Here is an 18,171-nt window from a genome sequence, read left to right as displayed (position 1 = left end):
ATGAAATCCCTCGTCGTTGCGGCGCAGTTGCTGGCTGCCGCTGCCGGGGCGCACGCGGCAAGCTCGGTCATGCTGACCGGCACCATCGGCAGCCGCGCCATCCTCATCGTGAACGGCGCGCCGCCCAAGACGGTGGCGGTGGGCGAAACCTTCCAGGGCGTCAAGCTCGTGTCGCTGCAGGCCGAGCAGGCCGTGGTCGAGCTCGAGGGCAAGCGCGTCAACCTGCGCATGGACACGCCGGTGAGCATTGGCGGCGGCACGGGTACGGGCGGCGGTAGCCGCATCGTGCTGCCTGCGGACAGCCGCGGCCATTTCATGACGCAGGGCGCCATCAACGGCCGCACGGTTACCTTCATGCTCGACACCGGCGCCACGTCCATCGCCCTTTCGGCCGCCGATGCGCAGCGCATCGGGCTCGACTACAGCAAGGGGCAGCGCGTGCAGATGAACACCGCCAACGGCGTGTCCAGCGGCTACAAGCTGCGGCTGCAGTCGGTGCGCGTGGGCGACGTGGAGGTGTACGACATCGACGCCATCGTGTCGCCGCAGCCCATGCCTTTTGTGTTGCTGGGCAACAGCTTCATCAACCGCTTTTCCATGCGCCGGGACGCGGACCAGATGGTCCTGGAAAAGCGCTACTGAAGCCTGTGAGTGTCAGGCCTGCGCGGCCGTGACCACGATCTCGATCTTGTACGCCGCATTGGCCATCTTGGCCTGCACGGTGGCGCGCGGCGGCGTGTTGCCGGCGGGAATCCACGCGTCCCACACCTCGTTCATGGCCGTGATGTCGGTGATGTCGGCCAGGAAGATCTGCGTCATGAGAATGCGCGACTTGTCGCTGCCGGCCTCCGCCAGCAGGCGGTCGACCATGGCCAGCACCTGCGTGGTCTGGCCGCGGATATCTTGCGAGGTGTCGTCGGGTACCTGACCCGCGAGGTAGATGGTGCCGTTGTGCACCGCCGTTTCAGACAAACGCGGGCCGACGTGGAAGCGGGTAATGGTTGCCATGGTTTCTTTCAAGCCTTTTTCTTCGAGCCGAGTTTCGACTCCGTGCCAGCCGCGAGCCGGCGGATGTTTTCGCGGTGCCGCCAGACGAGCAGCAGACTCATGATGATGATCGCAATCAGCACCGTGCGGTCGAGCGGCCACGCAATGTTGCCGCCAATCAGGTAGTACGCCGGCGCAAAAAAGGCCGCCACCAGCGACGACAGCGACGAATAGCGGAAGAACACCGCAATGATCAGCCAGGTGGCACCGGTGGCCAGCCCCAGCCAGGGCGCAATGCCCACCAGCACGCCGGCAGCCGTGGCCACGCCCTTGCCGCCCTGGAAGCCGAAGAACACCGGGTACAGATGGCCCAGGAAGGCCGCCAAGCCCGCCAGCGCAGCCACGCCCTCGCCCAGGCCCCACTGGGCGCCGAAATGGCGAATGACGAACACCGGCAGCCAGCCCTTCAGCGCGTCGAGCAGCAAGGTGGCCAGCGCCGCGCCCTTGTTGCCCGAGCGCAGCACGTTGGTGGCGCCGGGGTTGCCGCTGCCGTAGCTGCGCGGGTCGGCCATGCCGAGCGCTTTGCTCACGATGACCGCGAACGACAGCGAGCCGATCAGGTACGAAGCCACGATGGCAAGGAGGGAAGGCAAATGAAAGCTCAAGGCGGCGCTCCACGAAGGATGGATGTTCTTATTCGGGCCGGCTATTCTGCCAGCGCGCACTGCACCGGCTTGGCGCCGAGCAACGTTACGCACACCTCTGGGTCGATCCCCACCAGGTAGCCGCGCCGCCCGCCGTTGATCGCGATCTTCGGCAGCTCCAGGATGCTCGACTCGATATACACCGGCATCTGCCGCCGCGTGCCGAAGGGCGAGGTGCCGCCCACCATGTAGCCGCTGTGGCGCTGCGCAACCTCTGGCTTGCAGGGCTCCACCGACTTGGCGCCGATCTGCCGCGCCAGGTTCTTGGTCGACACCGTGCGGTTGCCGTGCATCAGCACGATGAGCGGCTTGGCGTCCTGGTCCTGCATCACCAGCGTCTTCACCACCGTGAAGGGGTCCAGGCCCAGCACCTCGGCGCTGTGCTGCGCGCCGCCGTGCTCGAGGTATTCGTACGGATGCTCGCTAAAGACGACCTTTTGCTCGCGCAGCAGTTGCGTGGCGGGGGTTTCCGAAACGTGCGCCTTCTTGCTCACCGGTGCACCCCTGGTGTTGCGTTCACGTTGCCGGGTCGCGAATTTCCCAGCGGATCTGGTCGATCTCGGCCAGGACTTCCGGCGACAGCGTGGTGCCCCACACGTCAAGGTCTTCGTCGAGCTGCGCCACCGTGGTCACTCCGATGATGGTGCTTGCCACCTGCCACTTGGTGTAGCAGAAGGCCAGCGCCAGCTGCACCGGCGTCAGGCCGTTGTCGCGCGCCAGCTGGTTGTAGCGGCGCGCCGCCTTCAACGCATCGGGCCGGCCCCAGCGCTGCTTGCGCACCGATTCGTAGCTCGAAATGCGCGCGCCCTTCGGGGCTTCAGGCCCCTCGATGCCGCCCTGGTCGTACTTGCCGGTCAACAGGCCAAAGGCCAGCGGCGAATACGCCAAGAGCGAAACGCCGAGCCGGTGCATCGTCTCGTCGAGCCCGTTCTCGAGCCCGCGGCTCACCAGGTTATAGACGTTCTGCACCGAGGCCACGCGCGGCAGGCCGTGCTGCTCGGCCAGGCGCACGAACTCGTGAACGCCGTAAGGGGTTTCGTTCGAAAGGCCGATCTCGCGCACCTTGCCAGCCTTGACCAGTCCGCCGAGCGCCTCGAGCTGCTCGTGAATCGGCGTTTGCGAGGTTTCCTTGGCCGGGTCGTAGTAAAGGGCGCCAAAGGCCGGCACATGGCGCTCGGGCCAGTGGATCTGGTACAGGTCGATGACGTCTGTCTTCAGCCGCTTCAGGCTGGCGTTGCACGACGCAACAATGTCGGCGGCCGTCATGCCCGTGCCTTCGCGCACCCAGGGCGTGGCGCGCACCGGGCCGGCCACCTTGGTGGCCAGCGTGATCTTCTGGCGCACGCCGGGATTGGCCGCAAACCAGTTGCCGATGATGGTTTCAGTGGCGCCGTAGGTTTCCTTGCGCGTGGGCACTGCGTACATCTCGGCCGTGTCGATAAAGTCGACACCGCGCTCCAGCGAGCGGCTCAAGATGGCATGCGAGGTGGGCTCGTCCACCTGTTCGCCGAATGTCATGGTGCCCAGGCAGATCGGAGTGACCTGCAGGCTGCTCTGGCCGAGTTGGATTTTTTTCATGCGCGGAATGCTACCGCCCTCCTCCGCCGTGCGCTGGCCGCGGGCCCAAAACCCGGGCACGCGCTGTCTTGTGGCGGACTGCGCGGCGGCTGCCGCCTCCGTATCATCGACGCCCATGTACCAAGCCCTTCGTCCCTCGCGCAGCGAATTCGTGCCCGTGCGCAACCTCCGCTACCACGTGCGCGTGTGGGGCGAGCCCTCAGCGACGCGGCCACCTCTTGTGCTGGTGCACGGCTGGATGGACGTGGCCGCCTCCTGGCAGTTCGTGGTCGATGCAATGGCCGAAGAGCGTTTCATCATCGCGCCCGACTGGCGCGGCTTTGGCCTGACCGAAGGCGGCGGCGTCGACAACTACTGGCTGCCCGACTACCTGGCTGACCTCGAGTGGCTGCTCGATCACTACGCGGGCGAAGGCGATGCGGCACAGCCCATCGACCTGGTGGGCCACAGCATGGGCGGCAACGTTGCCATGCACTATGCGGGCGCAAGGCCCGGGCGCATTCGCCGCCTGGTCAATTGCGAAGGCTTCGGAATGCCGGCGCGAAAACCCGAGGAAGCGCCCGCACGCTACGGGCAGTGGATCGATGAACTCAAGCGCCTGCACCGCGGTGAAATGGCACTTGCCGGTTATTCGTCGGTCGACGGCGTGGCGCGCCGGCTCATGAAGACCAACCCGCGCCTCACGCCCGACAAGGCCAACTGGCTTGCCAGCCATTGGTCGACCGTGCAGACACAGCCCGACGGCAGCGAGCGCTGGCAGATTCTTGGCGATGCGGCGCACAAGATCGTCAATGCCAACATCTTTCGCGTCGATGAAACACTCGCGCTCTATTCGAGGATCTCGGCGCCCACCCTCATGGTCGAAGCCGCGGACGACAGCCTGCACGGCTGGTGGAAAAACCGCTACACGCTCGAAGAGTTTCACGAGCGCCTGAAGTCCGTGCCCTCGGTGCGCATCGAGCAGGTGGCCAATGCCGGCCACATGCTGCACCACGACCAGCCGCAGCGCGTGGCCGGGCTGATCGAGCAGTTCCTGGCCGGCTGACCGCCAGGGTTCAACTTGCGGCGCGGCCCTGCACGGTGCGCTGCAACGCCGCGCGGGCCAGCAGCCGCGTCGAATCGAGCGTGGGCAGCGGCGAGTTCACGTCGTTCATGATCAGCGGAATCTCGGTGCAGCCGAGCACCACCGCATCGCAGCCGTCCTCGTCCTTCATGCGCTGTATGACGCGCCGGAACGCCGTGACCGCATCGGGCGTGAAAACACCGCAGACCAGTTCTTCCATGATGATGCGGTTGATTTCTTCGCGCTCATCGAGCGTAGGCCGAACGTGTTCGAGCCCCTTGGCAGAGAGCTTCTCGGGGTAGACCTCGCTCTCTACCAGCCAGCGCGTGCCGGTAATGGCCAGGCGCTTGAACCCGCGCTGCGCGGCCTCCTCGGCCACGCATTCGGCAATGTGCAGCCATGGCAGCGGCGAGCGCGCCTCGATGAACGGCAGCGCCTGATGAATGGTGTTGTCCGGGCACACCAGAAAGCTGGCGCCAATCTTTGCGAGCTTGTTGGCCGAAGCCAGCATCACCTCGCCCACGCCGTGCCAGTCGTTGCGGTAGATGTGCTGCATGTAGTCGGCAAGCGACGGCGTGTGCATCGACACTTCAGGATGCGCATGGGGGCCGAGGAGTTGGGCCCCCTCCACGCAGATGGTCTGGTAGCAGAGCGCCGCGCCTTCAGCGGAGCATCCGACGATTCCGATGTGCTGGGTCATGCCTGCATTCTGTGCGAGCGTGACGCCGGAGCATCAATTTGCTAGCATCGCTCCTCCTCAGGTTACAAGTGTTTACCATGCCGTCGGCCTGCACACCTCGTTTCGCCCATTCGCTCGCAGTGCCCCGGCACCGCCTGGCTGGATGAGTTCCGCCAACGCGCCGGCCTGGGAAGAAATCCGGCGTGACGCGCCCGCTTTCGAGGCGTGCAACTTCTATCACTCGGTCGGCCTGCCGCAACGCGGCCTGGTACGCGGGCACTGGGACCTTCGCCCAACTGTCGAAGCCTATCTGGGCGGGTTCGACTTTGCTGCCAAGTCGGTGCTCGAAGTCGGACCGGCCAGCGGTTTCCTGTCTTTTCACATGGAGCGCGCCGGCGCCGATGTAACGGCCATCGAGCCGCCGATGGCCCGCCTGTGGGACGTGGTGCCCATGCCCGATTTCGACGTTGCAACCTGGCGCAGGGAGTTCCATGCTTCCATTGCGGGCGTGCGCAATTCGTTCTGGTATCTCCATCACCTCTACCGTTCGTCGGTGCGGCTGGTGGAGGCCGACCCCGAACACCTGCCGCCGGAGGCCGGGCATTTTGACGTCGGCCTGTTCGCGGCAGTGCTGCTGCATTGCCGCTCCCCCATCTCGGTGCTCGAGGGCTGCGCGCGGCACGTGCGCAGCACCATCATCGTGACGGAGCTCTACGACCAGACGCTCGGCGAACTGCCGGTCTGCCATCTGCTGCCGCGTCCGCACATCCAGCAGGTAGATACATGGTGGGCGCTCACGCCCGCTTTCGTGGTGAACGCACTGGCGTTGCTGGGCTTCCCGCATGCGCGCGTCAGCACGCATCATCACAAACGGGAAGTCGACGGGCTTCTTATTCCCATGTTCACGGTCGTCGCCAGCCGGTGACGCAAAGCCCCCGCGAAGACGGGTGCCCGGCAGCCAAGGAGAACCGCATGATCAACCCGCAACAACGGGACATCGCCAAGGACTGGCTGCCCGCCTCGGCTTCGCTGGGTGATCTCGCATCCCCGACGCTGTCGCCGGTCTTCAGGCGGCCGCAGCGCATCGGCAAGCCGAGCGGCTGGTGGGCTCACGTGCCCTTTGCGTCATGGGTCATGGAAGCCTGCGAACCGCGCGTGCTGGTAGAGCTTGGCGCGCACCACGGCGTGTCGTACGCGGCGTTCTGCGAAGCCGTTCTCCACGGCGGGTTGCCCACGCGCTGCTACGCCGTCGACCACTGGCAGGGCGACGCGCATGCGGGGCGGTTCGGGGACGAGGTCTACGAAGACTTGCGGACCTTCAACGAACAGCACTACGCGGCGTTCTCCGAGCTGGTGCGCATGCCGTTCGACGACGCGGCCGGCAGGTTCGAGGACGGCTCGATCGATCTGCTGCACATCGACGGTTTTCATACCTACGAGGCAGTGCGGCACGACTACGAGACCTGGCGGCGCAAGCTGTCGCCCCGGGCCGTCGTGCTCTTTCACGACACCAACGTCAGGCATGGCGAATTCGGGGTCTACCGGCTGTTCGCGGAGCTCTCGGCCGAGTTGCCTCACTTCGAGTTTCTGCACGGACACGGCCTCGGAATAATCGCCCACGGCTCGCAGGTGCCCGCGGCCATCCGCCAGCTGTGCGCCGCCTCCCAAGGCACTGCCACGCTGCCCATACGCGACCGGTTCGCCATGCTCGGCGCTGTGTGGGCCGGCCTGGCGCGCGAACAGGAGGCACAGACCTCCTTCCGGCTTCAGGTAGAGGCACTCCAGGAGCACCGCCGCGCAGCCGAAGCCGAGCGGGCTGCAGCGCAGGCCGGGCTGGCGCAGGCCCTTCGGGAACGCGACGAAGCCGCTGCACAGACGCGAAGTGCAATGCGTGCCGAGCGCGAACGAGACGTGGCACTCGGCCGCGTCTATTTGCTGCAAGCGCGGCTCGAAGAAGCCGCTCGTGCCACGCCGCCTGCCGTGCTTCCGGACCATTCCGAAGACCTAGCGCTTCTGCAAGCGCAGTTGGCAGCCGGGGCCGAGCAGTTGGGCCACGCCGAACGGGCGCGCCAGGCCCTCGCGGAAGAACTCGAGCAATCGACACGGCATCACGCGGTGGCTGCGCGCTGGCTGGACGACGCCCAGAAAGAGCGCAGCGCATTGCTTGCCGCAAACGACCGGATGCGCGAGCACCTGGCGCTATATGCCGCAGCGGTGGGCCGCATGGTGGCCGACCTGCTGCGGCGGCACAGCGAGGTGATCGGCATCGAGCCCAAGGTTGGCAGCGCGCTGCGCAGTACGCTGCCCGGCAGCCCGGGCTTTCTGCGCCGCTGGCGTCCGAAGACAGTACCGGCCACGCTGCGTTGGCTGGCTCCGGCGGTGCAACGGTACCGGGTGGCGCGCCATACCGTGGCGCACGCCGTGCGGCGGTCGATGCTGTTCGATGCGCGCTGGTACACCGACACCTATGCCGACGTGAAAGCCTCGGGTATCGATCCGGCCTACCACTACACCGTTTTCGGAGCCCGCGAGGGGCGCGACCCGAGCCCCTGGTTCTCCACCGGCGTCTACTTGCGCGAGAACCCGGACGTCGCCCAGGCCGGCACCAACGCGCTTTATCACTACGAAACCTACGGGCGCCACAAGGAGCGGCCCTTCACGCCCGGCGTTGCCGCGCTTCAGCCGCCTGCCGGGCCCGTATCGACACAGGCACCCGCATCGACACCGGCACCCAACGCACAAACCGCTTCCCCTGCAGCGCGGCCTGACGACCTGAAGCAGTCCTTCCGCGTCGCAAGCGAAGCGGCGCTGAGTGACTTTCTCGCGGCACCGGGCGCACGAATCGAGCTGCCCGTTGCTGCGCAGCCCGCCGTCTCCATCGTGCTGGTCCTGCACAACCAGGCGGGCCTTACCTTTCGCTGCCTGCAGGCCCTGGCGCAGGCGATCGACGTGCCCGCTGAAGTGATTGTGGTGGACAACGCCTCCACCGACCTCACCACCGAGCTGCTCTCCCGCGTGAGCGGGTGCCGCGTGCTCGCACAAACCGAGAACCTGCATTTCCTGCGCGGCGCCAATGCGGGTGCGCGCGAGGCGCAAGGGCGCCATGTTCTCTTTCTCAACAACGACGCCATGCTCGCGCGCGGATCGCTCGAGGCCGCATGCCGCTTGCTGGACACCCAGGCCGATGCCGGCGCGGTCGGCGGCAAGATCGTGCTGCTCGACGGCACGCTCCAGGAAGCTGGATCGATCATCTGGCGCGACGGCAGTTGTGCCGGCTACGGCCGCGGGCAAGACCCGGCCGATGCGAGCTTCCAGTTCCGGCGCGATGTCGACTACTGTTCGGGCGCGTTCCTCATGGTCCGCCGCTCGCTGTTCGAGTCGCTGGCGGGGTTCGATCCGTTGTTCGCACCTGCGTACTACGAAGACACCGACCTGTGCATGCGCATACGCGGCGCGGGTTATCGCGTCGTGTACGAGCCCGCGGTGCAAGTCACGCATTTCGAGTTCGGCAGCGCGCCGTCGTCGGACAGCGCCGCGCACCTGATGGAGCGCCATCGCATGCTGTTCGCGAAGCGGCACGCACAGGCGCTGGTCGACGGCCATCGGTCCCGGCTCGACGGCGAGCTGTTGGCGCGCATGCGCAAAGGCGCGCGCGCCAGCGTGCTGGTCATCGACGACCAGGTGCCGATTCCCAGCCTGGGCGCTGGCAACCCGCGCGCATGCGATCTGGTCAATGCACTGCACCGTGCGGGGGCAGTCATCAGCCACTATCCCACGGCCTCGCCAACCTGCGATGCCGCGGCGGCAAGCCGGCTCCTGCCGGCGGAACTGGAATGCGTGACCGGGCCGCAACGCCCCGCATTGACCGACTTTCTGCGCAGCCGCGCAGGCCTTTTCGATATGGTGGTGATCAGCCGGCCGCACAACATGCGTACCTTCCTGAGCTGCTGCGAAGCCGTGCCCGCGTTTCTTGCCGGCGTCCGGGTGGTGTACGACGCCGAAGCCATCTTCTCCGCCCGCGAAGCCTTGCGGCGCAACGTGCTGAAACTCGGCCGCGAGGGCACGCAGTCCGCCGACGCCATGACGCCGGCAATCGAACTGAAACTGGCCCGCGGCGCCGCCGTGGTGTTTGCCGTGAGCGAAGCCGATGCGCGCAGTTTCCGGGATGCCGGCTGCCAGGACGTGCTCGTGCTTGGCCACAGCCTTGAACCGGCCCCGGCGGACATCGGCTTCGAAGGCCGCCAGAACTTTCTTTTCGTCGGGCGTCTCGACGAGGAAGACTCGCCCAACTCGGATTCGATCCGATGGTTCGTCCGTGAAGTCATGCCGCGCCTCGACAGGCTGGTGGGAACCGCCTACGCCGTGGACATTGTCGGCGGGTGCGCGCCCGCCCTGCGCGATCTGCTCGGTTCGCGCCGCGTGCGCTTTCATGGCCGCGTCGAGAGCGTCCGCAACCACTATGACCATGCACGCGTCTTCATCGCGCCCACGCGTTTTGCCGCGGGCATTCCGCACAAGGTGCACGAGGCGGCCGCCCACGGGCTGCCGAGCGTCGTGACCCGCCTGATTGCCGCGCAACTGGAGTGGCCGGCTGGCGAGGCTTTGCTGAGCGCCGACAGTCCCGAAGATTTTGCAGCGGCGTGCGCCAGCCTCTACCAGGACCGGGGGCTATGGGACCGCGTGCGCAACAGCGGCCTGGCGCACGTGACGAAAGACTGCGACCCTGCGCACTTCACTCGCACCGTGCAGACGCTGCTCGACGAAATGCCGCGTCCGCCGTCGATGCCGCAGCAGCAAGCGCCCGAGCCCGAGCCCGACGGAGCCGCCGGTGCGAGATCTACGCGCACCGTGAAGGAATGGAGCGTGCTCCCGGCCGATCGCGTCGAAACCCAGGGCCTGTTCTGGATGGCGCATCCGCAGGTGGTGCCGCGGCTGCATCGGCTGTCTACGGGCGACAGCCAGACCACCACCCACGGCCACCTGATGAATTGCCTGCAGGAAGCAGGATGGAATTTTCCGGTGCGTCGCGTCGCCAGCCTGGGCTGCGGCTTCGGTGCACTGGAGCGCGGCCTGGCCGGACTGGGGATTGCCGAACGCATCGACGGCTACGACCTTGCACCAGCCGCCGTGGCCGAGGCGCGGCGGCTTGCCGCCGAGCTTGGCCTGCAGGGCCTGCACTACCAGGTGGCCGACCTGGAGCAGGAGTCGCTGCCGGAGGGCGCCTTCGACATGGTGTTCGCGAGCCATTCGGTGCACCACATCGCCGACCTGGACGGTCTCTTTGCCTCGGTGCGCCGTGCACTGCGCCCGGGCGGCGTGTTCCACCTGCAGGAGTACGTCGGCCCCGACCGCTTCCAGTGGACGGACGCGCAGCTGCAAGGCATCAACGAGTTCATGGAGACGCTGCCGCTGAAATACCGGCGCCTGCCTTCGGGCATGGAACGCGGGGTGCTGGGCCGTCCCAGCGTGGCGGACGTGGTCGCGGTCGATCCGTCGGAAGCCGTGTGCTCGTCGCAGATCATCGATGCGCTCGGCCGCCACTTCCGGGTGCAGGATTGCCGGCACCTTGGCGGTGCGCTGCTGCAGACCGGGCTCAGCGGCATTGCGCAGAACTTCGATCCCGCCGATCCCGAAGATGCGGCACACCTGCAGCGCTTCTTCGACATGGAAGACCAATGGATGGCCGAAGGCCGCATCGGTTCCGACTTTGCAGTGATTACCGCTTTCCGGGACTGACGTGAGCGACACCGCTCGGGGCACCGCCCCGCTCTTCGTGCCACCCGGCCACCACTACTCCCCCGTTGTAGACCCCGCGCAGGCACGCGAACACTTCGCGCGCCTGGCGGCTGCGGAAGTACCGCGGAAACTGAACGGAATAGCCACCGACCCCGACGCCATGCGCCGGCTGTGGGGCGAACTGCTGCCATTCTTTCGAACCATGCCCTTTGCGCCGCACAAGACAGCGGGCTGGCGCTTTGCGTTCGACAACCCGAGCTTCTCCTGGGCGGATGCGAGCGTGCTGCACGCAATGCTGCGGCATCTGCGGCCGCGCACATATATCGAGATCGGCTGCGGCTGGTCGTCGGCCTGCGCACTGGACACCATCGAAGGCTTTCTGGACGACGCCTGCGAATCGATCCTGATCGACCCGTTTCCCGAGCTTGCGCAGAGCCTGCTCGGCACCGTCCGCGCGCCGCACAGCATATTGCCCAAGCCCGTGCAGGATGTGCCGCTCGAAATCTATGCGCTGCTCGAGGCCGGGGACATCCTGTTCATAGACTCGACGCACGTGCTGCGCACCGGCAGCGATGTGTGCTTTGAACTGTTCGAAGTGCTGCCTCGGCTGGCGCCCGGCGTGGTCGTGCACCTGCACGATATCTTCTGGCCTTTCGAGTATCCGCAGGCATGGGCGGTCGACGAGAACCGTTCGTGGAACGAGCTGTATGCGGTGCGCGCGTTCCTCACGCACAACCACGAATGGGAAATCCTGTTCTTCAACGACTACTTTGCGCGGCACGAACGCCCGCTCATCCAGGCGACCTTCGCCAGCTTCCTGCACAACTCGGGCGGATCGCTCTGGCTGCGGCGCAAGTGAAGGAGCGGGCGCCTTGATCCTCCACGGCAACACCGACCCGGACGCCGAACTGGTCATCCTCTACGGCAACTGCCAGGTGCCGTGGATCGCGCAGCTGCTTGCCGCGGTGGACGGCAGCGGCGGCCAGCGCGGCTATCTGTGCGTGCTGAACCACGCGCCGATGGGCCAATCGCCCGCGGTGCCGTCGCGCCGCGACCTCGCGCGCTGCAAGCTGTACCTCGAGCAGTACGACAGCGAGATCTTCGTCCGCTTACGCGAAGAGGTTCGCGACGGCATTCCAAAGGCCTGCCCGACGGTGCTGTTCCCCAGCTACGTGGCCCGCTTCCTCTGGCCGTTCAGGGTGGCCGAGCCAACGCCCCTGTGCGATGCGCGGTATCTGTTCGGGCGCTATTCCGAAGGAGACCGCGTCGGCCTGAAGGTGCGGGCCTCGGGCTTGCGCGGCGATGCGGCGGTCGATGCCTACCTCGCGCGCTCGGCCTCCGGCATGCCCAACCTCAACCGCCGCTTCGACGTCGACATGGCGTTCATGGAAACCCGTGACCGCATCTGCGACGTCGCCATCTGCGACTACGTGCGCGCGAACTTCCGCACGCAGCACCTGTTCTGGAACTTCGGCCACATCTCGGCGCAGGGCATGGCCGAGCTCACATGCCGGCTGTGGCGGGTGGCGGCCGCCGAAGTGGGCGGCAACCCCGCCACCGCGCCCGCCAAGATCCGTGAGGCGGCCGAAGTCCTGGGCGGCATGGGCCACATCCAACAGCCCATCCATCCGCTGGTGGCCGAGCACTTCGAGCTGCGCTTTCATTCGCCCGACATGCGCTACCGCTGGTTCGACCAGCGCTGGACCTTTCGCGAGTACATGGCCCGCTACATCGGGCTGGATGCCAATTGGTAACGCACCATGCATGACACCGCCTACGAACACGGCCGCCGCTTCTTCGCGCTGTACTGGCAACCGCATTTCAGGGACGTGGTCGAGCTGGGCAGCCAGGACGTCAACGGCACCCTGAGAGACCACGCCCCGGCCACGGCAAACTACCTGGGCCTCGATGCCGCACCGGCCCGCGGCGTGGACCGGGTGGTAGTGCCCGGCGCCCCCCTGCCACTGCCCGATGCCTGCGCCGACGTGGTCGTGACGAGCTCGGCGCTGGAACACGACCCCTGCTTCTGGGAGACCTTTCTCGACCTGGTGCGCCTGCTGCGGCCCGGTGGCCTGCTCTATATCAATGCGCCGAGCAACCATGCGTTCCACCGCTATCCGGTCGATTGCTGGCGCTTCTACCCCGACGCCGGCACGGCGCTGGTCACGTGGTCGCGTCGCCGCGGCACCGAGGTCGAGCTGGTCGAGTCCTTCGTCGCCAGGCCGGCTGCGGAGGGCTGGTCCGACTTTGTCGCGGTTTTTCGCAAGCCCGGGCCGCCGCTGGTACGCCGAGGGCGCATTGCGGACCTGAGCGACACCCACAACGGATTCGATGTCGAATCCGCCGGCCTGCTGCGCGAGCGCACCGACACCTTCGACATGAGCGCACTGGCGCAGGCACGGCAGCAACTGCACGACTGCGAACGCGAGCGCGACGAGCTCCGCGCCCGGGTCGGCAGTGCGGCCGGGGAGCTCGGCAAGGCCTACGAGGCCATCCTCGCCCTCAAGCAGGAGGCCGATGCCCTGCGCCGCGAGTTGCAATTGTCCCGCGGGGCAGCAGGGCCTGGCGCCTAGCACGCATCAGTATCTCTTCGACCAACGCATCGAAGTGCGGCGGTCACGGGCAACGGGCGCCCTTGAGTCGAGGCGTGCCAACTGCGGTTACTGCAGGAAGCTGGGCTTGGCGTAGCCCTGGAACTTCGCGTCCACCACGGCCTTGAACTCCTTGGAGCGGTAGGCGTCGGCAATGTCTTTCGCCCAGGGCGCGTTCTTGTCCGCGCTCTTCACTGCCACCACGTTCAGGTAGTAGTCGGGCGTCTTTTCGAGCACCACGGCCTCGGTGAGCTTCAGGCCCGACGAGATTGCGAAGTTGCCGTTGACGATGGCGTATTCGGTGTCGCCCAGCGAGCGCGGCAACTGCGCGGCCTCGAGCGGAATGAACTTCAGCTTCTTCGGGTTGTCGGCCACGTCTTTTTCAGACGCACGCAGCGGATCGACACCAGGCTTGATGGTGATGAGCTTGTTCTGCTCCAGCAGCACCAGCGCGCGGGCCAGGTTGCTCGGGTCGTTGGGCAGCGTGAAGCGGTCGCCCTCCTTCAATTCGGCCAGGGTCTTGCGCTTGGTCGAATACACGCCCAGCGGTGCAATGGGGCCCTGCACCAATTCGGCAAGGTCCAGCTTCTGGTCGGCCGAGAATTTCTTCAGGTAGACCTGGTGCTGAAAGAAGTTGGCATCGAGCGAGCCCTGTGCCAGCGCGAGGTTGGGCTGTACATAGTCGTTGAACTCGACCAGCTTTACCTTGTAGCCCTTCTTCTCGAGGATGGGCACGATGCCGGCCTTCAACTGGTCGATGTTCGAGCCGGCGGTGCCGCCGATGACGAGGTTCTTCTTGGCTTCTTGCGCCTGCGCCAGCGAAAGGCCGCCGAACGAAAGGGCGACAAGCGACAGGGCAAGGACGGAACGGCGCAGCAGTGCGGTTTTCATGGAATGAGCAGAAGAGAGAGAAAAAAGAAAAAGGAAAGGGAAAAACAAAAGATCAACGCTTGTCCAGCCTGCGCGCCGTGGTGTTGCCCACAAACTGCAGTATCTGCACCAGCACCACGAGCAGCGCCACGGTAAGCACCATCACGTCGGTTTGAAAGCGGTAGTAGCCGTAGCGAATGGCCAGGTCGCCAATGCCGCCGCCGCCCACCACGCCGGCAATGGCCGAGTACGAGAGAAAGCTCACCGCCAGCACCGTCAGCGCCAGCACAAGGCCCGAGCGCGCCTCCACCACCAGCACGCGCCACACAATCTGCAGCTCCGATGCGCCCATGGCATGCGCCGCCTCGATCACGCCGCGCGGCACTTCGCGCAGGCACTGGTCCACCAGCCGCGCAAAGTACGGAATGGCCGCAAACGACAGCGGCACCGCAGCCGCCAGTGGCCCGATCGAGGTGCCCGCAATCACCCGCGTGAAAGGCACCAGCGCCACCAGCAAGATGATGAAAGGAAACGAGCGCACGGTGTTCACGATCCAGTTCAGGACGAGGAACGCCGGCTTGTTTTCGAGCGACTGCCCCGGCCCGAGCAAGAACAACAGAATGCCCAGCGGCCCGCCGATCAGCACCGCCGCAGAAAGGCCGATGGCCAGCATCAGAAAGGTCTGCCCCGTGGCCACCCACAGCTCGGGAAGGATGGGCGCGATGTTTTCAAACATAGGCCACCTCCTGCGCGCTGCGCTGCACAGGCAAGGGGCGCGGCGTGATCGGCTCGCGCGCCTCGCGTTCGCGGCGGCGCACCAGCTCGTCGATTTCGCGGCCCAGTGCCGTCTTGCGCTCTTGGGTCGGCGCATCGAGCACGGCAAACTGCTCCACCAGCCGGCCCTTCTCCAGAATGGCAACGTTGCGGCACAGCACCTCGACCACCGAGAGCTCGTGCGTGACGATGACGATGGTTACGCCGATCTTCTGGTTGATGTCGCGCAGCGTTTCGAGCAGCGCGCGGGTGGTTTCGGTGTCGAGCGCCGAGGTGGGCTCGTCGCACAGCAACACCTGCGGCCGCGGCGCCAGCGCACGCGCAATGGCCACGCGCTGCTTCTGCCCGCCCGAAAGCTGCGCCGGGTAGGTGTCGATCTTTTCGGCCAGGCCCACCAAGGCCAGGCATTCGCGCACGCGTGCGTCGATCTCGGCCTTTGAATGCCGGCCGTGGATCTTCAGCGGAAACGCCACGTTGTCGAACACCGTGGCGTTCTGCAGCAGGTTGAACTGCTGAAAGATCATGCCGATGTTCTGGCGCATGTCGCGCAGTTCGCGGCGCGAAAGCGTCGTCAGGTCGCGCCCACCCACAAAGACCTTGCCCGCATCGGGCCGCTCCAGCAGGTTGATGAGGCGCAGCAAGGTCGACTTGCCCGCACCGCTCTTGCCGATCAGGCCGAACACGTCGCCCTGTTGAATGTCGAGCGAAAGCGACTGCACGGCGTCGAACACCTCGCCGCTGGGCAAGGCGAAAGACTTCTGTACCGATTGAAGTCGGATGACCGGCGCCGCGTTGCCGCGGGCCGCATCAGGCGAATGGTTGGTCATGGAGAGGAGGCACGGCCTGCGCTAAAGCGGGCCGCGGAGTTCGCGAAAAGGGGCCGAGTATGAAAACAAAATCGTCAAAAGGGAACGAACAAATCGGCGCTTGCTTATGCATGAAAACGCATAAGCATTGAAGAAGCCCGGCGAGCAACGCCATATCGATATGCGCATTGGTTCGTTCCCAAAGCGGCGGGGCAATGCCACATTCGCGCCCTTACTTTTTTTGATTTCGCACAACAACATGCACAGCACCCTTCGCCGCCGCACCCTCGCCCTCGCCCTTGCAACCGTTGCGGGCGCACTTTTCTTCACCGGCAGCGCCGCCTTCGCGCAAGACAACAACAAAACCGCCATCAAGGTGGGCGTGTCCGTCGGCAACGGCGAGCAGATCTTCGAAGTGGTGAAGAAGGTGGCCGCCAAGGACGGCCTGAACATCCAGGTGGTGGTGTTCAACGATTACCAGCTGCCCAACGCCGCGCTGGCCTCGGGCGACCTGGACGCCAACGCCTTTCAGCACCAGCCCTTCCTGGACAACCAGAACAAGGCGCGCGGCTTCGACATCGTGCCCGTGGGCCTCACCATCACGGCGCCGCTGGGCTTCTACTCGCGCAAGATCAAGTCCATCGACCAGCTGCCGGACGGCGCCTCGGTCGGCATCCAGAACGATCCGTCGAACGGCAACCGCGCGTTGCTGCTGCTGCAAACGGCCGGCCTCATTACGCTGAAGCCCGACGCGGTGAAGAACAACAACGCCACACCGCTCGACGTGGTGAGCAACCCCAAGAAGCTGAAGTTGGTGGCGCTGGACGCCGCCCAACTGCCGCGCTCGCTCGACGACCTGGCCATTGCCGCCATCAACAACGACTACGCCGAAAAGGCGGGCCTTTCGCTCGCCAAAGACGCGGTAATCAAGGAAGCCCCGAAAAGCCCCTACGCCAACCTGATTGCCGTGCGCCGCGCCGACAAGGACAAGCCGTGGGCCAAGCGGCTGGTGGCGGCTTACCAGTCGGCGGAGGTGAAGAGCTTTATCGAGACCCAGTTCAAGGGCTCGCTGGTCCCCGCCTTCTGACTTTGCCTTACTCCCTCCCCTCCCGGGGGAGGGTTGGGGTGGGGGCACGGCGGCGCTCGCAATGGGCGCCCTGCCCGCCCCCATCCCAGCCTTCCCCCAGAGGGGGAAGGAGCAATACGGCGCAGTTCCCGGGCGGGTTATCGGTCCATGAGAAAATGTCCGGTTTCCCCCGAACACAGTCAGGACACCCCATGGACGCAGAACAAATCAACCAAATCGGCGCAACCCTCGCGGACCTGAGCGCCCGGACGGCCGATTTACGGAGGTATCTTTGACTACGATGCCAAAGCCGAACGTCTGAGGACGGTCAACGCATCGCTCGAAGATCCGAACGTCTGGAACGACCCCAAGAAGGCCCAGGAACTCGGCCGCGAGAAAAAGTCGCTCGACGACGTGGTCGTAACGCTCGACCGCCTCACCAGCGGCCTGTCGGACAACACCGAGCTGTATGAAATGTCGAAGGAAGACGGCGACATGGACGGCTTGCAGTCCATTGCCGACGACGCCGCCGCGCTCGAAGCCGACATCAAGCAGCTTGAATTCCGCCGGATGTTCAACAACCCGGCCGATCCGCTCAACGCCTTTGTCGACATTCAGGCCGGCGCGGGCGGCACCGAGGCCTGCGACTGGGCCAGCATGCTGCTGCGCCAGTACCTGAAGTACGCCGAGCGCAAGGGCTTCAAGACGCAGATCGAAGACGAAACGCCGGGCGACACCGCCGGCATCAAGGGCGCGACCATCAAGGTGGAAGGCGACTACGCCTTTGGCCTCTTGCGCACCGAAACCGGCGTGCACCGCCTGGTGCGCAAGTCGCCGTTCGACTCGTCGGGCGGGCGCCACACCAGCTTTGCCTCGATCTTTGTCTACCCCGAAATCGACGACTCCATCGAGATCGAGATCAACCCGGCCGACGTGCGCACCGACACCTTCCGCGCAAGCGGCGCGGGCGGTCAGCACATCAACAAGACCGACTCGGCCGTGCGCCTGACGCACATCCCCACGGGCATTGTGGTGCAGTGCCAGGACGGCCGCAGCCAGCACAGCAACCGCGACGTGGCGTGGAAGCGCCTGCGCTCGCGCCTGTACGACCACGAAATGCGCAAGCGCCAGGAAGAGCAGCAAAAGCTCGAGGACAGCAAGACCGACGTGGGCTGGGGCCACCAGATTCGCAGCTACGTGCTGGACAACAGCCGCATCAAAGACCTGCGCACCAACGTTGAAGTCTCGGCCACGCAAAAGGTGCTCGACGGAGACCTGGACGTGTTCATCGAAGCCTCGCTGAAGCAAGGCGTGTAA

The 18,171-nt window shown here is 65.8% G+C and carries 17 protein-coding genes; 9 read left to right on the top strand and 8 right to left on the bottom strand.

What is annotated here, in order from left to right:
• Complete coding sequence (locus J2X67_RS18475) at nucleotides 1–642, top strand: TIGR02281 family clan AA aspartic protease (protein WP_309955115.1); 642 nt, start codon at nucleotides 1–3, stop codon at nucleotides 640–642.
• Between the two features lie 12 nt (nucleotides 643–654).
• Here J2X67_RS18475 and J2X67_RS18470 read toward each other — a convergent pair whose 3' ends face one another.
• From J2X67_RS18470 to J2X67_RS18455, 4 genes are read right to left on the bottom strand one after another with little or no spacing between them, the layout of a single operon-like run.
• Nucleotides 655–1,008 (bottom strand): RidA family protein, encoded by a 354-nt coding sequence (locus J2X67_RS18470; RefSeq protein ID WP_042582160.1) that lies wholly within the window; start codon nucleotides 1,006–1,008, stop codon nucleotides 655–657.
• 8 nt (nucleotides 1,009–1,016) lie between these two features.
• Entirely contained in the window at nucleotides 1,017–1,652 is a 636-nt protein-coding gene (gene plsY / locus J2X67_RS18465; protein WP_309955112.1) for a glycerol-3-phosphate 1-O-acyltransferase PlsY, read from the bottom strand.
• Nucleotides 1,653–1,693: 41 nt separating this feature from the next.
• Nucleotides 1,694–2,185, bottom strand: coding sequence for an aminoacyl-tRNA deacylase (locus J2X67_RS18460; RefSeq protein ID WP_309955111.1), 492 nt, complete (start codon nucleotides 2,183–2,185; stop codon nucleotides 1,694–1,696).
• A gap of 22 nt (nucleotides 2,186–2,207) precedes the next feature.
• Nucleotides 2,208–3,269 (bottom strand): aldo/keto reductase, encoded by a 1,062-nt coding sequence (locus J2X67_RS18455; protein WP_309955109.1) that lies wholly within the window; start codon nucleotides 3,267–3,269, stop codon nucleotides 2,208–2,210.
• Between the two features lie 115 nt (nucleotides 3,270–3,384).
• Between J2X67_RS18455 and J2X67_RS18450 the strand changes: the two genes are divergently transcribed.
• Nucleotides 3,385–4,314: an alpha/beta hydrolase gene (locus J2X67_RS18450; protein ID WP_309955107.1), complete on the top strand. Its 930-nt coding sequence runs from the start codon at nucleotides 3,385–3,387 to the stop codon at nucleotides 4,312–4,314.
• A 10-nt stretch (nucleotides 4,315–4,324) separates the two neighbouring features.
• On the opposite strand, the gene J2X67_RS18445 is transcribed toward J2X67_RS18450, so the two are convergent.
• A complete protein-coding gene (locus tag J2X67_RS18445; protein ID WP_309955105.1) occupies nucleotides 4,325–5,032 on the bottom strand; it encodes an amino acid racemase in 708 nt (235 codons plus the stop codon).
• 142 nt (nucleotides 5,033–5,174) lie between these two features.
• Here J2X67_RS18445 and J2X67_RS18440 point away from each other — a divergent pair, with 142 nt between their 5' ends.
• Genes J2X67_RS18440 through J2X67_RS18420 form a run of 5 tightly spaced genes read left to right on the top strand, consistent with a single transcriptional unit; the run spans nucleotide 5,175 to nucleotide 13,320 of the window.
• On the top strand, nucleotides 5,175–5,936 hold the full coding sequence (locus J2X67_RS18440) for a methyltransferase domain-containing protein (RefSeq protein WP_309955103.1): 762 nt from the start codon (nucleotides 5,175–5,177) through the stop codon (nucleotides 5,934–5,936).
• Nucleotides 5,937–5,983: 47 nt separating this feature from the next.
• Nucleotides 5,984–10,747, top strand: coding sequence for a class I SAM-dependent methyltransferase (locus tag J2X67_RS18435; RefSeq protein WP_309955101.1), 4,764 nt, complete (start codon nucleotides 5,984–5,986; stop codon nucleotides 10,745–10,747).
• A 1-nt stretch (nucleotide 10,748) separates the two neighbouring features.
• Nucleotides 10,749–11,606, top strand: a complete 858-nt coding sequence (locus J2X67_RS18430; protein WP_309955098.1) for a class I SAM-dependent methyltransferase — start codon at nucleotides 10,749–10,751, stop codon at nucleotides 11,604–11,606.
• 13 nt (nucleotides 11,607–11,619) lie between these two features.
• A complete protein-coding gene (locus tag J2X67_RS18425) occupies nucleotides 11,620–12,501 on the top strand; it encodes a WcbI family polysaccharide biosynthesis putative acetyltransferase (protein ID WP_309955096.1) in 882 nt (293 codons plus the stop codon).
• A gap of 6 nt (nucleotides 12,502–12,507) precedes the next feature.
• Nucleotides 12,508–13,320 (top strand): methyltransferase domain-containing protein, encoded by an 813-nt coding sequence (locus J2X67_RS18420; RefSeq protein ID WP_309955094.1) that lies wholly within the window; start codon nucleotides 12,508–12,510, stop codon nucleotides 13,318–13,320.
• 87 nt (nucleotides 13,321–13,407) lie between these two features.
• On the opposite strand, the gene J2X67_RS18415 is transcribed toward J2X67_RS18420, so the two are convergent.
• From J2X67_RS18415 to J2X67_RS18405, 3 genes are read right to left on the bottom strand one after another with little or no spacing between them, the layout of a single operon-like run.
• Complete coding sequence (locus tag J2X67_RS18415) at nucleotides 13,408–14,229, bottom strand: MetQ/NlpA family ABC transporter substrate-binding protein (protein WP_309955092.1); 822 nt, start codon at nucleotides 14,227–14,229, stop codon at nucleotides 13,408–13,410.
• A gap of 52 nt (nucleotides 14,230–14,281) precedes the next feature.
• Entirely contained in the window at nucleotides 14,282–14,944 is a 663-nt protein-coding gene (locus tag J2X67_RS18410) for a methionine ABC transporter permease (protein ID WP_047783086.1), read from the bottom strand.
• Nucleotides 14,937–15,809: an ATP-binding cassette domain-containing protein gene (locus tag J2X67_RS18405; protein ID WP_309955090.1), complete on the bottom strand. Its 873-nt coding sequence runs from the start codon at nucleotides 15,807–15,809 to the stop codon at nucleotides 14,937–14,939. The genes J2X67_RS18410 and J2X67_RS18405 overlap by 8 nt, the downstream gene beginning before the upstream one ends.
• A gap of 238 nt (nucleotides 15,810–16,047) precedes the next feature.
• Here J2X67_RS18405 and J2X67_RS18400 point away from each other — a divergent pair, with 238 nt between their 5' ends.
• Nucleotides 16,048–16,875 (top strand): MetQ/NlpA family ABC transporter substrate-binding protein, encoded by an 828-nt coding sequence (locus J2X67_RS18400; protein ID WP_309955088.1) that lies wholly within the window; start codon nucleotides 16,048–16,050, stop codon nucleotides 16,873–16,875.
• Nucleotides 16,876–17,066: 191 nt separating this feature from the next.
• A protein-coding gene (gene prfB, locus J2X67_RS18395) for a peptide chain release factor 2 (protein ID WP_125964635.1) occupies nucleotides 17,067–18,171 on the top strand; the annotation gives its coding sequence in 2 pieces (ribosomal slippage) (nucleotides 17,067–17,147 and nucleotides 17,149–18,171; 1,104 coding nt in all).

Origin of the sequence: Variovorax sp. 3319, assembly GCF_031456585.1 — a bacterium.
GTDB lineage: Bacteria > Pseudomonadota > Gammaproteobacteria > Burkholderiales > Burkholderiaceae_C > Variovorax > Variovorax paradoxus_P.
Note: the sequence above shows the minus strand (reverse complement) of the source record. Positions and strands in the feature narration are given on the sequence as shown.

What these genes read in the sequence shown, in the direction of transcription:
- J2X67_RS18475 (WP_309955115.1), top strand. Translation starts at nt 1, where the DNA reads ATGAAATCCCTCGTCGTTGCGGCGCAGTTGCTGGCTGCCGCTGCCGGG.
- J2X67_RS18470 (WP_042582160.1), bottom strand. Translation starts at nt 1,008, where the DNA reads ATGGCAACCATTACCCGCTTCCACGTCGGCCCGCGTTTGTCTGAAACG.
- J2X67_RS18455 (WP_309955109.1), bottom strand. Translation starts at nt 3,269, where the DNA reads ATGAAAAAAATCCAACTCGGCCAGAGCAGCCTGCAGGTCACTCCGATC.
- J2X67_RS18450 (WP_309955107.1), top strand. Translation starts at nt 3,385, where the DNA reads ATGTACCAAGCCCTTCGTCCCTCGCGCAGCGAATTCGTGCCCGTGCGC.
- J2X67_RS18445 (WP_309955105.1), bottom strand. Translation starts at nt 5,032, where the DNA reads ATGACCCAGCACATCGGAATCGTCGGATGCTCCGCTGAAGGCGCGGCG.
- J2X67_RS18440 (WP_309955103.1), top strand. Translation starts at nt 5,175, where the DNA reads ATGAGTTCCGCCAACGCGCCGGCCTGGGAAGAAATCCGGCGTGACGCG.
- J2X67_RS18435 (WP_309955101.1), top strand. Translation starts at nt 5,984, where the DNA reads ATGATCAACCCGCAACAACGGGACATCGCCAAGGACTGGCTGCCCGCC.
- J2X67_RS18420 (WP_309955094.1), top strand. Translation starts at nt 12,508, where the DNA reads ATGCATGACACCGCCTACGAACACGGCCGCCGCTTCTTCGCGCTGTAC.
- J2X67_RS18415 (WP_309955092.1), bottom strand. Translation starts at nt 14,229, where the DNA reads ATGAAAACCGCACTGCTGCGCCGTTCCGTCCTTGCCCTGTCGCTTGTC.
- J2X67_RS18410 (WP_047783086.1), bottom strand. Translation starts at nt 14,944, where the DNA reads ATGTTTGAAAACATCGCGCCCATCCTTCCCGAGCTGTGGGTGGCCACG.
- J2X67_RS18405 (WP_309955090.1), bottom strand. Translation starts at nt 15,809, where the DNA reads ATGACCAACCATTCGCCTGATGCGGCCCGCGGCAACGCGGCGCCGGTC.
- J2X67_RS18400 (WP_309955088.1), top strand. Translation starts at nt 16,048, where the DNA reads ATGCACAGCACCCTTCGCCGCCGCACCCTCGCCCTCGCCCTTGCAACC.